This is a genomic window from Pseudomonas sp. T8, from assembly GCF_024610635.1.
GTDB lineage: Bacteria > Pseudomonadota > Gammaproteobacteria > Pseudomonadales > Pseudomonadaceae > Aquipseudomonas > Aquipseudomonas chlororaphis_I.
Window position 1 is genome coordinate 2,814,016 of the sequence record NZ_CP102374.1, and the last position, 13,760, is coordinate 2,827,775.

Annotated in this window: 11 protein-coding genes; 8 read left to right on the forward strand and 3 right to left on the reverse strand. The window is 61.6% G+C overall.

The window, feature by feature from the left end; genetic code table 11:
• Positions 1–57 precede the first annotated feature (57 nt).
• The gene (locus NRG23_RS12545) at positions 58–1,404 is read right to left on the reverse strand and encodes an MFS transporter (protein ID WP_324727349.1); all 1,347 of its coding nucleotides are present in this window, start codon (positions 1,402–1,404) and stop codon (positions 58–60) included.
• A gap of 338 nt (positions 1,405–1,742) precedes the next feature.
• Between NRG23_RS12545 and NRG23_RS12550 the strand changes: the two genes are divergently transcribed.
• Positions 1,743–2,102 (forward strand): YkgJ family cysteine cluster protein, encoded by a 360-nt coding sequence (locus NRG23_RS12550; RefSeq protein ID WP_016702058.1) that lies wholly within the window; start codon positions 1,743–1,745, stop codon positions 2,100–2,102.
• A gap of 144 nt (positions 2,103–2,246) precedes the next feature.
• Positions 2,247–4,535, forward strand: a complete 2,289-nt coding sequence (locus NRG23_RS12555; protein WP_257374674.1) for a bifunctional diguanylate cyclase/phosphodiesterase — start codon at positions 2,247–2,249, stop codon at positions 4,533–4,535.
• Here the strand turns inward: NRG23_RS12555 and NRG23_RS12560 are convergent.
• Positions 4,426–5,322, reverse strand: a complete 897-nt coding sequence (locus NRG23_RS12560; RefSeq protein WP_101281920.1) for an NAD(P)-dependent oxidoreductase — start codon at positions 5,320–5,322, stop codon at positions 4,426–4,428. The two genes, NRG23_RS12555 and NRG23_RS12560, sit on opposite strands and share 110 nt — an antisense overlap.
• A 192-nt stretch (positions 5,323–5,514) precedes the next feature.
• On the opposite strand from NRG23_RS12560, the gene NRG23_RS12565 reads away from it, so the two are divergent.
• Positions 5,515–7,698, forward strand: a complete 2,184-nt coding sequence (locus tag NRG23_RS12565; RefSeq protein ID WP_257374675.1) for a hypothetical protein — start codon at positions 5,515–5,517, stop codon at positions 7,696–7,698.
• A gap of 331 nt (positions 7,699–8,029) precedes the next feature.
• Here NRG23_RS12565 and NRG23_RS12570 read toward each other — a convergent pair whose 3' ends face one another.
• Positions 8,030–8,341, reverse strand: coding sequence for a DUF2288 domain-containing protein (locus NRG23_RS12570; RefSeq protein WP_009047388.1), 312 nt, complete (start codon positions 8,339–8,341; stop codon positions 8,030–8,032).
• Between the two features lie 339 nt (positions 8,342–8,680).
• On the opposite strand from NRG23_RS12570, the gene NRG23_RS12575 reads away from it, so the two are divergent.
• The 5 genes from NRG23_RS12575 (at position 8,681) to NRG23_RS12595 (ending at position 13,694) form a co-directional block, all read left to right on the forward strand.
• On the forward strand, positions 8,681–9,808 hold the full coding sequence (locus NRG23_RS12575) for a branched-chain amino acid ABC transporter substrate-binding protein (protein WP_009047387.1): 1,128 nt from the start codon (positions 8,681–8,683) through the stop codon (positions 9,806–9,808).
• A 231-nt stretch (positions 9,809–10,039) separates the two neighbouring features.
• On the forward strand, positions 10,040–10,963 hold the full coding sequence (gene livH, locus NRG23_RS12580; protein ID WP_007926616.1) for a high-affinity branched-chain amino acid ABC transporter permease LivH: 924 nt from the start codon (positions 10,040–10,042) through the stop codon (positions 10,961–10,963).
• Positions 10,960–12,228 (forward strand): high-affinity branched-chain amino acid ABC transporter permease LivM, encoded by a 1,269-nt coding sequence (locus NRG23_RS12585; protein WP_009047386.1) that lies wholly within the window; start codon positions 10,960–10,962, stop codon positions 12,226–12,228. Before livH ends, NRG23_RS12585 begins: the two co-directional genes overlap by 4 nt.
• On the forward strand, positions 12,225–12,992 hold the full coding sequence (gene livG / locus NRG23_RS12590; RefSeq protein WP_009047385.1) for a high-affinity branched-chain amino acid ABC transporter ATP-binding protein LivG: 768 nt from the start codon (positions 12,225–12,227) through the stop codon (positions 12,990–12,992). The genes NRG23_RS12585 and livG overlap by 4 nt, the downstream gene beginning before the upstream one ends.
• Complete coding sequence (locus NRG23_RS12595) at positions 12,993–13,694, forward strand: ABC transporter ATP-binding protein (RefSeq protein WP_103331129.1); 702 nt, start codon at positions 12,993–12,995, stop codon at positions 13,692–13,694. It begins immediately after the preceding gene.
• Positions 13,695–13,760 lie beyond the last annotated feature (66 nt).

Genomic DNA, 13,760 nt, shown 5'->3' on the forward strand with positions numbered 1-13,760 from the left:
TCTGGCACACCGCGTCATCGTTCATCGCGGGCAAGCCTCGCTCCTACAAAGCACTGTTCAGGCGGTCACCGCAGCCCCCGCTGGCGCGGCCGGCACCAACCCGTCCTTCATCCGCTGCGCATCGCGCACGAAGCAGCGCGAGGCCAGGAACAGGAACAGCATGGTCAGCAGCAACGCCACCGGGATCAGGTACATGGCGTCATGCAGGCCAACCGCCTTGAACGCCTCGGTCATCTGCTCAGCCCCGGCGGCGTACATCGCCGCATGGGCAAAGTGATCGGACAGCGCCCCCACCACCACCGGCCCCAGGCCACCGCCCAGCAGGTACAGGCCGGCGAAGAACAGCGCCATGGCCGTGGCGCGCAGACGGGGTTCGACCACATCCTGGATCGCCGTGTAAACGCAGGTATAGAAGTTGTAGGCGAACAGCCAGCCGACACTGAACACCGCGACGAACACCCCGATTTCGATGCGCCCGGCATGCAGGGCCCAGGCGGTGCACAGGGTCGAGATCAGCATGCTGAAGGCGGCGAACAACAACCGACCGTTGGCCACACGCTGGTGAATCTTGTCGGCGACCCAGCCGCCCAGGGTCAGCCCGAACAGGCCGGTCAACCCGACTATCACCCCGGTCGCCACCGCGGCGTCCTGCAACGGCATCAGGAAATAACGCTGCAGCATCGGCACCAGGAACGAGTTGCAGGCGTAGGTGGCGAAGTTGAAGGTCAGCCCGGCCAGCACCAGCCAGAGAAAGGTCGGGATCGCCAGCACCCGGCGGATCGGCCGGTCGACGCGTTCCTGGGAAACCTTGACGGTTTCCGCCGCACCGCGCTTGGGCTCCTTGATGAAGAACATGAACACCGCCAGCAACAGGCCCGGCACCGCGGCGATAAAGAACGGCGCGCGCCAGCTGTCGAAGACCTTGACCATGGCGCCGATGGTGAAGAACGCCAGCAACAGGCCCAGGGGCAGGCCGAGCATGAAGATACCCATGGCCCGGGCCCGGCGATGGGCCGGGAACAGGTCGCCGATCAGCGAGTTGGCAGCCGGTGCATAGCTGGCTTCGCCGATGCCGACACCCATGCGCACGAGCAGGAAACTCCAGAAACTGCCCACCAGGCCGTTGACCGCGGTCAGCCCGCTCCACACCGCCAGGCCCCAGCCCATGAGTTTGCTGCGCGAGCCGGTATCGGCCATGCGCCCCAGGGGCAGGCCGGCAATGGCGTAGACGATGGTGAAGGCGGTGCCGATGATGCCGATCTGGAAGTCGCTCAGGTGCCATTCCATGCGGATCGGCTCGATGATGATGGCCGGAATGGTGCGATCGAAGAAGTTGAACAGGTTAGCCAGGAACAACAGGAACAGAATGCGCCAGGCATTCGCCGCTTGGGTCGAGTTCTGCATGGGTCGGTCTCTTTTATTGTTATTCGGCCAGACGCAACCGAGCCTGGAAGTTGCAATCTAGTCAGCCCCGCCGCGCTTGTCTGTAATGATTCGTAAGGCTGATACCAGGCAATCCGAAGCGCGGGCCGTCGACCGCGCTCGACGACCGCCCGAACAGCGCCAGCGCCCCCGCCTAAACCGCCGCAAGCCCCCGGATACCGGGGCTAAAGCCCGATTTTTCAAGGGCTTGCGCAGGGCCTGAAAAATACCTCGCGCGCCCCCTTCCCAAGGCCGTTGCGAAGCCTAGAATAGCGGCCTTGCTACCCCCCTCATCAACCTCCTCCCCTTTGAATACGCCCATGTCCGAAGCCAGTCCGTGTCTGAATTGCGGTGCCTGCTGTTCACACTTTCGTGTGTCTTTTTTCTGGGGTGAATGCGCCTCTTCCGGCGGTACGGTCCCCGACGATCTGGTGGCGTCCATCAGCCCCAGCCGGGTCGCCATGCTCGGCACCGATTGCAAGCCGACCCGCTGCACCGCGCTGACCGGCGAGGTCGGCAAGGAAGTCAGCTGTTCGATCTACCACCAGCGCTCCAGCACCTGCCGCGAATTCGAGGCGTCCTGGGAAAATGGCCAACAGAACGTCGATTGCGACGCCGCGCGCGCGGCATTCGGGCTCGCGCCCCTGGAGCCGGCGCTGTACTTCGAACAGAGTGCTTAGCTCGATTGGCTATGAGCTGAATTCCAAAATCATTTAAGTCAATTTGCCACCATCGTTCCCGGCCTCGACTCGGCTTCCTATACTCAGTCCCATTGGCCAGCCACCCAGGGCTGGCCCTGGATGACTCAAGAAACGGGGCATGCGATGGAATGGCTTGGTCTGCATTTTTTTACCGAGCTCCCCGAAGGCGGGCAGGTATTACTCACCTGCAACCACAACCCCGTGCTGGTGATCCTCGCCTATCTGGTGGCCTGCGCCGGCAGCTTCGCCACCCTGGACATGGCCGAACGGGTGCGCCACGTCGACCTGGCGGCGGCCCAGCAACGCTGGCGCTGGGTCGGCGCCTTCTGCCTGGCGGGCGGCATCTGGGCCATGCACTTCATCGGCATGCTGGCACTGCAGATCCCCATCGAAACCCATTACGACCTGCCGATGACCCTGCTGTCGCTGCTGATCGCGGTGATTGCATCCTGGCTGGCGATGAAGACCCTCAGCCATCCCCAGTTGCAGCTATGGCGCTACCTGCTGGCGTCGATCTGGATCGGCCTGGGCATCTGCGCCATGCACTATGTCGGCATGGCGGCCATGCGCTCGCCAGCCACGGCCTACTACCAGCCCGACCTGTTCGGCCTGTCGATTGCCATCGCCATCAGCGCGAGCCTGGTCGCCCTGCTCTTGTCCCGCTACCTGAGCAACGGCAGCGGCGTGCTCCACCAGTTGCTCAAATACGCGGCCAGCCTGCTGCTGGGGGGCGGCATAGTCGCCATGCATTTCACCGGCATGTGGGCGTTGAAACTGGTGCTGCCGGCGACGGGCACACCCTCCATCGCGGTGGACGACAACCCCTTGCAACTGGGCCTGACCATCGCCGTCATCGCCCTGTTGATCATTGGCAGCAGCATCAGCGCGGCCTTGGCGGACAAGAAACTCCAGCACAAGGAACAGGACCTGCGCCGGGTCAACACCCTGCTGAGCCAACTGGACCAGGCCCGGGTGGCGCTGCAACAGGTGGCGCACTACGACTCCCTGACCAACCTGATCAATCGTCGCGGCTTCAACCAGCTGTTCGCCGAAAAGCTCATTGAAAAGACCGTGCAGGGCGGCATGCTCGCGGTGATGTTCCTCGACATCGATCACTTCAAGCGGATCAACGACAGCCTCGGCCACGATGCCGGCGACGAACTGTTGAAGGTGATTGCCGGCCATATCAAAAGCTCCACCCGCAGCCATCAAGACGTAGTGGCGCGTTTCGGCGGAGACGAGTTCTGCATCCTCATGAGCTTGAGCGACCGCGACGAAGCCCAGCACATGGCGCAACGCATCATGAGCAAGATGAAGGAACCCATCGAGCTGGCAGGAAGGCGCATGGTGATGACCACCAGCATCGGCATCAGCGTCTTTCCCGACGACGGCAAGACCAGCGAAGAGCTGCTCAAGCATGCCGACCTGGCGCTCTATCAATCCAAGGGCAGCGGTCGCAACAGCCTGCATTTCTTCAGCACCAACCTGAAGACCAAGGCGAGCCTGGAACTGCAACTGGAGGAAGAACTGCGCAATGCCCTGCGCAACGAAGCCGGCTTGACCCTGTATTACCAGCCCATCTACGACCTGGGCAGCCGCAAGGTCAGCAAGCTTGAAGCGCTGGTGCGCTGGCGGCATCCGTTGCACGGGCTGCTGGCCCCGGATCGCTTCATCGGGATCGCCGAAGCCAACGGGCTGATTGCCGAACTGGACAACTGGGTCCTGCGCAAGGCCTGCGAGGACCTGGCCGCCCTGTCCCGCCACGGCTTTGCCGAGCTGAAAATCGCGGTGAACTGCTCGGCCCTGAACCTGGCCCGGGAGGAGTTGGCCGAAGAGATCGCCAACGCCCTGGGCAGCGCCGGTGTCGCGCCCCAGCGCCTGGAACTGGAAGTCACGGAAAACGCCCTGATGGGCAACATCGACAGCACCGTGGCCCTGTTGCGGCAGGTTCGCAATCTCGGGGTGTCGCTGTCGATCGATGACTTCGGCACCGGTTACTCGTCCCTCGCCTACCTCAAGCGCCTGCCGCTCAACACCCTGAAGATCGACCGTTCGTTCATCCAGGACGTGCCCCAGTCGACCCAGGACAAAGAGATCGTCCAGGCGATCATCGTCATGGCCCATACCCTGCACTTGCAGGTGGTGACCGAAGGCGTCGAGAGCGTGCAGCAGTACGAGTTCCTCGCCCAATACGGCTGCGACTTCATCCAGGGTTACCTGCTCAGCCGCGCAATACCCCTGGAAGAGTTGCCCGGGGTGATCGACGAGATCGAGCAGCGCATGCGGCCCGCCGTCGCCGCGGTCAGCCCTCTGACGCCGGTTCGCGATACAGGCGGACCAGGGTCGCGGGATCCTGCTCCAGATAGCCCTGGCCGCCATGCAGGCGCATCAGTTGTGCAGCCAATCCGCTGATCGGCGTGGCCGAGCCCTGTTCACGGGAGAACTTCACCGCACCGTCCAGATCCTTGAGCAGGGTGCGTACATGCCATTTGATCGGTTCGAAGCGGCTCTCGGCCATCTGCGGGGCGAGGATCTGCAGCGGCCTGGAATCGGCGAAACCACCGGCCAGCGCCTCGGCCAGCAATGACGCATCGACCCCGGAACGCTCGGCCAGCGCCACCACTTCGGCGATCACCAGCGCATTGCAGGCGACGATCATCTGGTTGCAGGCCTTGGTCACCTGGCCGGCGCCGACACCGCCCATATGAGTCACCCGTTGCCCCAGGTTGAGCAGGACCGGGCGTACCCTTTCGATATCCGCCGCCTCGCCACCGACCATGATCGCCAGGCTGCCAGCCTCGGCACCGGGCGTGCCGCCGGACACCGGGGCATCGACCCAGCCCATGCCGGTCGTGCTCGCCAGCTGCACGGCCATTTCCCGGGTGGCGGTCGGCTCCAGGCTGGAGAGGTCCACCAGCAACTGGCCGGCCCGGGCTCCCTGGGCAATGCCCTCGGCACCGAATACCACCTCGCGCACCACCTCGGTGTTGGCCAGGCACAGCAGCACCAGGTCCGCCGCCTCGCACAACCGGGCCGGGGTCTCGGCCAGTCGCGCGCCAGCCTCCAGCAGCGGCGCGCATTTTTCCCGGTTGCGATTCCACACCACCAGGGGATAACCCGCCGCCAGCAGACGGCGACACATGGGCAAGCCCATCAGGCCAATACCGGCAAACCCGAGGGTGGGTAACGTTGCCATCATCTTGCCTCCTTTTGATTAAAGATCACCGAAAACTGGCCGATTTATCTGAACTTATGAAAGGATTCCCCCTAGCGGCCATCAGACTTATCCCTATCGCTGGGGCCAATATCGCACTGTAAAGTCGCGAGATCCCACTTGATGGCTCTTTGATATCTTGTCACCGAGCCGACCAGTCCAGGCACACGGCGCACAATGACTTCTAAAAACAATTCTGCCAACGCAGTATCCGAACTGACGCTGACCCCGGGCAGCCAGAGCTTTTCAGAGTCGAAGCCATTGTCCAGCTCGCGCCCACAGGCGCCCCAGCAATACCTCTACTTCACCGAAACCAACACCGACCGCATCCTCGACAACCTCGACGGCCTGCGCGACTCGGTATTCCCGCGCCTGCCGCACCTGGAAGACGAGCTCGAAGCGCGCCGCGAGCAGGAGTTCCCCTCGGTCTGCCTGATCGGCCTGGGCCGCTGCGGGTCGAACATCGCCCTGGATGTGGCGGAGCTGGTGTACAACGCCCGCAAGTTCTACCTCAACGAATTCAACAACGACGACAAGGCCTATGCCGACAAGGGCTACAGCCCCGCCCAGTGGATCCGCCACAACCTGCGCCTGGGCCAGAACAAGGCAAGCAAACCAGTGTTCCTGGTCGAGCCGCTGGTGATGCTGGGCGACCTGGACAAGGACATCGCCGGGCGCATCCGCTTCTCGCGCAAGGGCGAAAAAAGCGGCTTCATCCGCGACTACAGCAAGATGAAGATCATGGACCTCTCGGAAGTCCACGCCGGTGGCGCCGGTAACGCGCCGATCCTCGGCCAGTACCTGGCCAAGATCATCCTCAACAAGGACACCCAGCGTTTCTCCAGCCCCGACTGGAAAATGATCCACTCGTACCTGATCGACTCCTGCGGCATCAAGGCCAACCAGTCGCGCCTGTACTTCTCGATCTTCAGCGCCGGCGGCGGTACCGGTTCGGGCATGGCCTCGGAGTTCGGCCTGGCCCAGCAGTACTCGTACATGAACAAGACGTTCGACACCAAGCCGATCGACGAACACGACAGCAAGAGCGGCCACTCCTTCGTCTTCGAGCCGATCTTCACCAGCGGTATCTGCGTACTGCCGAATATCTCCGATCACCGCAGCGAAATGTCCGAAGCCTTGCACATCAACGCCGGACGCCTGCTGTGCAAATACCTGTCGGAAGAATGGGACTTCTCCTACAACTTCGATAACGAAGACAGCAGCGAAGCCAGCGTCATGGGGCGTATCCGCCCATGGAACGCGATGATGCTGATTTCCAACGACATCATGCGTTATGCCGAAGAAAGCGATGACGGCAACATCCAGAACATCGACGTCAACGCCATGGAGAAGCACGCCAACCAGTACATCTCCCAGCAGATCTTCAACATCCTCACCGCCCAGGCGGTGACCACCGACTACGACCAGAACTATTTCCGCCGCGCCGGCATCGACATCGGCGAGACCATCCGCCTGGATGCCAACGACCTGTTCATGAGCCTGGCCGGCCCGGTGGCGATCGCCTATGCCGAGTCCGTGGTCCCGGAAACCCCGGTGCCGACCGGCGACAAGTTCAAGGTGTTCGAGAAAGAGCCGCAGCGCCTGAACATCGACGACCTGTTCTTCCGCTCCATCGACCTGCCGCACTTCAACAAGGTGACCCAGGCCATCGAGGGCATCAGCCTGTTGCCGATCGAGTCCAAGCGTTATCGCGCGGCGCTGGAGCAATACAAGGCTTCCGGTTACGACGCGGCCGCGCTGCACGACCTGCACTTCTTCAAGAACTGCTCGTCGGTGGTGTCGATCGTCTCCCTGCCGAAGGACTACAAGCTGTCGTACATGGACCTGAACCGGCTCAAGACCCACCTCAACAGCCTGTTCCCCAACACCACCCTCAAGCGTTACGCGCTGGTGATCGGCGCCTCGGCCAACCTCTCGCTGACCACCCTGATCGCCAAGAGCCCGTGCCTGTCGGACGACTTCCTGACCCTGATCGTGGCCTTTATCAAGCGTTGCTTCGCCCGCAACCCGTACCGCTTCGACGAGACCCTGGACAACTCGATCCTCGATTTCATCGTCAGCGAACAGTTCGATGAAAGCCGCATCGACGAGCTGCTCAACGAGTTCGAGAACCCGGCGAAGATCCTCGATACCAACTGGTACGCGATCAAGCCGATGTACGAGAAGAAGTACCGCGAGCTGATCAACGACAAGGACAAGTTCGTCTCGATCAACGACATCCGCCTGTCCCGCGATTGCGTGAAGAAAGCCATCAAGTACCTGCGCGAGATCTATCGTCACCGCATCGGCAAGACCAAGGTCATCTCGCTGAACAACCATACGGGCAGGACAGCGTACTAACAGCTGCCCGTTCTCTTCTGTAGGAGCAGCCGGTCGACGCTCGATTGCTCGCGATCAGCGGCATCAAGCTCAAGCGATGTCGACTGGTAGGGCGCCATCGCGAGCAAGCTTCGCTCCTACAGGGGAAATGGCGTTTTACAGGGAAGTGGCGTTAATACCCGGAAACAATCAGGCCGCCCTTAGGCGGCCTTGAAAACTGTTCCCATTCCGCTTACGTCACCGTCAGCCTGAAACGGGTGGGGCCTTTCTCCACGGGCAACTTGCCATCACCGTGATCGCGGTTACTCGGCTACACACTTCCAGCCGGAAAAACCAGGCACCCTTTTGGTGCTCAACCTTCGGCCGGCGCCCTTTCCTGGACCAGAATCCACGGCGAAACCACCACTGCCCACAGCAGTGGATCACGCTCCACCAGATCCAGCGCCCGCGTCGCAGACACCTTGCCCACCTTCTCGGCGGCCAGCCAGGCAGAGACTTTCTCGGCCTGGTTCTCGGCCATGGCCTCGGCTGCCTCGATCAAATCCAGGCCGGCGTCGACCCACAATAGGGCACCCTTGGCGAAGAACGGCTCCAGCTCCTTCCAGGTAATAGATGCGGTTTCACCAAGCAGCTTGGCATAGAGGGTGCTAGGTTCTTGAGTCATGGGCCTGTCCCGAAAAGAAATCGGCGCAATGATAACGTCGGTGCTCTGGCAGACAAACCCGGTTGCAATTGCGTCAACGATAGAGAAGTGCAGGAGAGCCAAGGATTGCTCGCTGAATACGGTCAAAACCCCGCCGCGATTCTGTCTTTTTCTTTCAATAAAGCGACACCCCCTGATTTTGCCCCCTGGCGCCAGCTTCCCAGGCTAACAATCGGCGCTCTACACTGTACCGGTACAGTTGCCGGGGGCATTTTCCGGGGATATCCAAGAGATATCTGACCCGGTTCTGCTGCTACGGCGCCAGGACTATAAAAATTACAACAGTAAGAGTGGAGCACTATGAATAAGGCTACTAAGCAGATTTCCAAACTGTTTGCCGCTATGGTTCTGGCCGGAGTCGCCAGCCATTCGTTCGCAGCTGACACCATCAAGATCGGCATCGCCGGCCCCAAGACCGGCCCTGTAGCCCAGTACGGCGACATGCAGTTCAGTGGCGCGAAAATGGCCATCGAACAAATCAACGCCAAGGGCGGCGTCGATGGCAAGCAGCTCCAGGCCGTCGAATACGATGATGCCTGCGATCCGAAACAAGCCGTTGCCGTAGCCAACAAAGTCGTCAACGACGGCGTCAAGTTCGTGATCGGTCACCTGTGCTCCAGCTCCACTCAACCGGCTTCGGACATCTACGAAGACGAAGGCGTGGTCATGATCACCCCCGCCGCCACCAGCCCGGACATCACCACCCGTGGTTACAAGATGGTGTTCCGCACCATCGGCCTGGACAGCGCCCAGGGCCCTGCCGCCGGCAACTACATCGCCGACCACGTGAAACCGAAAATCGTTGCCGTACTGCACGACAAGCAGCAATACGGTGAAGGCATCGCCACCGCCGTTAAACAGACCCTCGAGAAGAAAGGCACCAAGGTTGCCGTGTTCGAAGGCATCAACGCCGGCGACAAGGACTTCTCCTCGATGATCGCCAAGCTCAAGCAAGCCAACGTCGACTTCGTCTACTACGGCGGCTACCACCCGGAGCTGGGCCTGATCCTGCGCCAGGCCCAGGAAAAAGGCCTGAAGGCCAAGTTCATGGGCCCGGAAGGCGTGGGTAACGACTCCATTTCGCAGATCGCCAAGGACGCTTCCGAAGGCCTGCTGGTGACCCTGCCGAAATCCTTCGACCAGGATCCGGCCAACGTGGCCCTGGCGGATGCGTTCAAGGCCAAGAAAGAAGACCCGAGCGGTCCGTTCGTGTTCCCTTCCTACTCCGCGGTTGAAGTCATTGCCGGCGGTATCACCGCCGCCAAGAGCGAAGACCCGACCAAGGTGGCCGAAGCCATCCACGCCGGTACTTTCAAGACCCCGACCGGCGACCTGAGCTTCGACGCCAAGGGCGACCTGAAAGACTTCAAGTTCGTGGTCTACCAGTGGCACTTCGGCAAACCTAAAACCGAAGTCTCGCCTCAATAAGGCCCTGTCTGACTGACTGCCAATAAAGCCCACGGCGTGCCGTGGGCTTTGTTTTACGAACGTATTGGGCCTGTTTTCCGTGATCCGGAAGCCCGCCCACCTGAAAATCTCAAAACCGTCATCAGCGGTTCGCTGGCAAAACCTGACCCGAAGTGGATGCAGATCCACGGGGCGCAGGCGGGAAAATGACTCCACCAGTGAAATGCGTATCAGGTTTTTAGGAGCGCTGTAATGCCTGACCTCTATCACTTTTTCCAACAGCTGGTTAACGGTCTCACCGTTGGCAGCACGTATGCCCTGATCGCCATCGGCTATACGATGGTTTACGGCATCATTGGAATGATCAACTTCGCCCACGGCGAGGTGTACATGATCGGTTCCTATGTGGCGTTCATCGCCATCGCGGGCCTGACCATGATGGGACTCGACAGTGTCCCGCTGTTGATGACCGCGGCCTTCATCGCGACCATCGTCGTTACCAGTGCCTACGGCTACAGCATCGAACGGATCGCCTACCGCCCCCTGCGCGGCAGCAACCGTCTGATCCCGCTGATCTCGGCCATCGGCATGTCGATCTTCCTGCAGAACACGGTTCTGCTGGCGCAGGACTCCAAGGACAAATCCATCCCCAACCTGATCCCGGGCAACTTCTCCATCGGGCCAGGTGGCGCACATGAAGTGCTGATCTCCTACATGCAAATCGTGGTGTTCGTGGTGACCCTGATCGCCATGCTCGGCCTGACCCTGTTCATCTCCCGTTCCCGCCTGGGCCGCGCCTGCCGTGCCTGCGCCGAGGACATCAAGATGGCCAACCTGCTGGGTATCAACACCAACAACATCATCGCCCTGACCTTCGTGATCGGTGCCGCGCTGGCGGCGATCGCGGCCGTGCTGCTGAGCATGCAATACGGCGTGATCAACCCCAACGCCGGCTTCCTGGTCGGTCTCAAGGCCTTCACCGCCGCGGTACTGGGCGGCATCGGCAGCATTCCGGGCGCCATGCTGGGCGGCCTGGTACTTGGGGTGGCGGAAGCCTTCGGTGCCGATATCTTCGGCGACCAGTACAAGGACGTCGTGGCGTTCGGCCTGCTGGTTCTGGTGTTGTTGTTCCGGCCAACCGGCCTGCTGGGCCGTCCGGAGGTTGAGAAAGTATGACTAGGAATCTTCGACAGGCGTTCTTCAGCGCCTTGCTGGTGTGGGCTGTCGCCTACCCGATACTCGGTTTGAAACTGACCATCGTCGGCATCAACCTGGAAGTCCATGGCACCAGCCCCACCACGCTGACCATCATCGCCCTGTGTTCGGTACTGATGTTCCTGCGGGTGCTGTTCGACCATCAGATCAGCGCGGCCTGGAAGTCCTCGCCCAACATGCCGGTGATCCCGGCCAAGGCCAGTAACTTCCTGACCCTGCCGACCACCCAGCGCTGGATCATCATTGCGCTGATCATCGGTGCGTTTATCTGGCCGTTCTTCGGCTCCCGCGGCGCGGTGGACATCGCCACCCTGGTGCTGATCTACGTGATGCTCGGCCTGGGCCTGAACATCGTGGTCGGCCTGGCCGGCCTGCTGGACCTGGGGTACGTCGGCTTCTACGCCGTGGGCGCCTACAGCTACGCGCTGCTGTCGCACTACTACGGGTTGAGCTTCTGGATCTGCCTGCCTATCGCCGGCCTGATGGCGGCCACCTTCGGCTTCCTGCTGGGCTTCCCGGTATTGCGCCTGCGCGGTGACTACCTGGCGATCGTGACCCTGGGCTTCGGTGAAATCATCCGCCTGTTCCTGCGCAACCTGACCGACCTCACCGGTGGTCCGAACGGTATCAGCAACATCGATAAACCGACGTTCTTCGGCCTGTCCTTCGAACGCCGGGCCGCCGAGGGCTTGCAGACCTTCCACGAGTACTTCGGCATCGAATACAACTCGATCAACAAGGTGATCTTCCTTTACCTGGTCGCGCTGTTGCTGGCGCTGTTTGCCCTGTTCGTCATCAACCGCTTGCTGCGCATGCCCCTGGGGCGTGCCTGGGAAGCCCTGCGTGAAGACGAAATCGCCTGCCGCGCACTGGGCCTGAACCCGACCGTGATCAAGCTGTCGGCCTTCACCCTGGGTGCCTGCTTCGCCGGTTTCGCCGGCAGCTTCTTCGCCGCGCGCCAGGGCCTGGTGACGCCGGAGTCCTTCACCTTCATCGAGTCCGCGACCATCCTCGCCATCGTGGTATTGGGCGGCATGGGTTCGCAGTTGGGCGTGGTCCTCGCGGCCACCGTGATGATCCTGCTGCCTGAACTGATGCGTGAATTCAGCGAATACCGCATGTTGATGTTCGGCGCCATGATGGTGCTGATGATGATCTGGCGTCCTCAAGGACTGCTGCCCATGCAACGTCCCGTCCTGCAACTGAAAGCGGAGCCGCGCAAATGAGCCGTGAGATCCTCAAAGTAACGGGCCTGAGCATGCGCTTTGGCGGCCTGCTGGCGGTCAACGGCGTAGCCCTGACCGTCAAAGAAAAACAGGTGGTGTCGATGATCGGCCCGAACGGCGCCGGCAAGACCACGGTGTTCAACTGCCTGACCGGTTTCTACCAGCCCACCGCCGGCAGCATCCTGCTGGACGGCGAGCCGATCCAGGGGCTGCCCGGCCACAAGATCGCCCTCAAGGGTGTGGTACGCACCTTCCAGAACGTGCGGCTGTTCAAGGACATGACCGCGGTCGAGAACCTGTTGATCGCCCAGCACCGTCACCTGAACACCAACTTCCTGGCCGGCCTGTTCAAGACCCCGGGGTTCCGCAAGAGCGAGCGCGAGGCCATGGAATACGCCGAGTACTGGCTGGAAAAGGTCAACCTCAAGGAGTTCGCCAACCGTCCCGCCGGCACCCTGGCCTACGGTCAGCAACGCCGCCTGGAAATCGCCCGCTGCATGATGACCCGTCCGCGGATCCTCATGCTCGACGAACCGGCCGCCGGCCTCAACCCGCGGGAAACCGAGGACCTCAAGGCGCTGATCGGCGTGCTGCGCGAAGAGCACAACGCCACGGTGCTGCTGATCGAACACGACATGAAGCTGGTCATGAGCATTTCCGACCACATCGTCGTGATCAACCAGGGCACGCCCCTGGCCGACGGCACGCCAGAACAGATCCGCGACAATCCCGAAGTGATCAAAGCCTACCTGGGGGAAGCGTAAATGCTGCAGTTCGAAAACGTTTCCACCTTCTACGGCAAGATCCAGGCGCTGCACAGCGTCAACGTCGAGATCCGCCAGGGCGAGATCGTCACCTTGATCGGCGCCAACGGCGCCGGCAAATCCACCCTGCTGATGACCCTCTGCGGTTCGCCGCAGGCCCACAGCGGCAGCATCCGTTACCTGGGTGAAGAGCTGGTGGGGCAGACCTCCGCGCAGATCATGCGCAAGAGCATTGCCGTGGTGCCGGAAGGTCGTCGGGTATTCGCCCGCCTGACCGTGGAGGAGAACCTCGCCATGGGCGGGTTCTTCACCGAAAAGGGCGATTACCAGGAGCAGATGGACAAGGTCCTGGGCCTGTTCCCGCGCCTCAAGGAACGCTTCAACCAGCGCGGCGGCACCATGTCCGGCGGCGAACAGCAGATGCTCGCCATCGGCCGCGCGCTGATGAGCAAGCCCAAGCTGTTGCTGCTCGACGAACCGTCCCTGGGCCTGGCGCCGATCATCATCCAGCAGATCTTCGACATCATCGAACAGCTGCGCCGTGACGGCGTGACGGTGTTCCTGGTGGAGCAGAACGCCAACCAGGCGCTGAAGATCGCCGACCGAGCCTATGTCCTGGAAAACGGCCGGGTGGTGATGCAAGGCACCGGCGAAGCCCTGCTGACCGACCCCAAGGTGCGCGAAGCCTATCTGGGCGGCTGAACACCTGCTGCAACAAAGAACGGCCCTTCGGGGCCGTTTTTTTTCGCCTGGAAATCGCCCCTCCTG

Coding starts and splice junctions, on each gene's coding strand:
- NRG23_RS12550 (WP_016702058.1), top strand. CDS start 1,743: ATGTCCGAAGCCAGTCCGTGTCTGAATTGCGGTGCCTGCTGTTCACAC.
- NRG23_RS12595 (WP_103331129.1), top strand. CDS start 12,993: ATGCTGCAGTTCGAAAACGTTTCCACCTTCTACGGCAAGATCCAGGCG.
- NRG23_RS12555 (WP_257374674.1), top strand. CDS start 2,247: ATGGAATGGCTTGGTCTGCATTTTTTTACCGAGCTCCCCGAAGGCGGG.
- NRG23_RS12560 (WP_101281920.1), bottom strand. CDS start 5,322: ATGATGGCAACGTTACCCACCCTCGGGTTTGCCGGTATTGGCCTGATG.
- NRG23_RS12545 (WP_324727349.1), bottom strand. CDS start 1,404: ATGCAGAACTCGACCCAAGCGGCGAATGCCTGGCGCATTCTGTTCCTG.
- NRG23_RS12570 (WP_009047388.1), bottom strand. CDS start 8,341: ATGACTCAAGAACCTAGCACCCTCTATGCCAAGCTGCTTGGTGAAACC.
- NRG23_RS12565 (WP_257374675.1), top strand. CDS start 5,515: ATGACTTCTAAAAACAATTCTGCCAACGCAGTATCCGAACTGACGCTG.
- livH (WP_007926616.1), top strand. CDS start 10,040: ATGCCTGACCTCTATCACTTTTTCCAACAGCTGGTTAACGGTCTCACC.
- NRG23_RS12575 (WP_009047387.1), top strand. CDS start 8,681: ATGAATAAGGCTACTAAGCAGATTTCCAAACTGTTTGCCGCTATGGTT.
- NRG23_RS12585 (WP_009047386.1), top strand. CDS start 10,960: ATGACTAGGAATCTTCGACAGGCGTTCTTCAGCGCCTTGCTGGTGTGG.
- livG (WP_009047385.1), top strand. CDS start 12,225: ATGAGCCGTGAGATCCTCAAAGTAACGGGCCTGAGCATGCGCTTTGGC.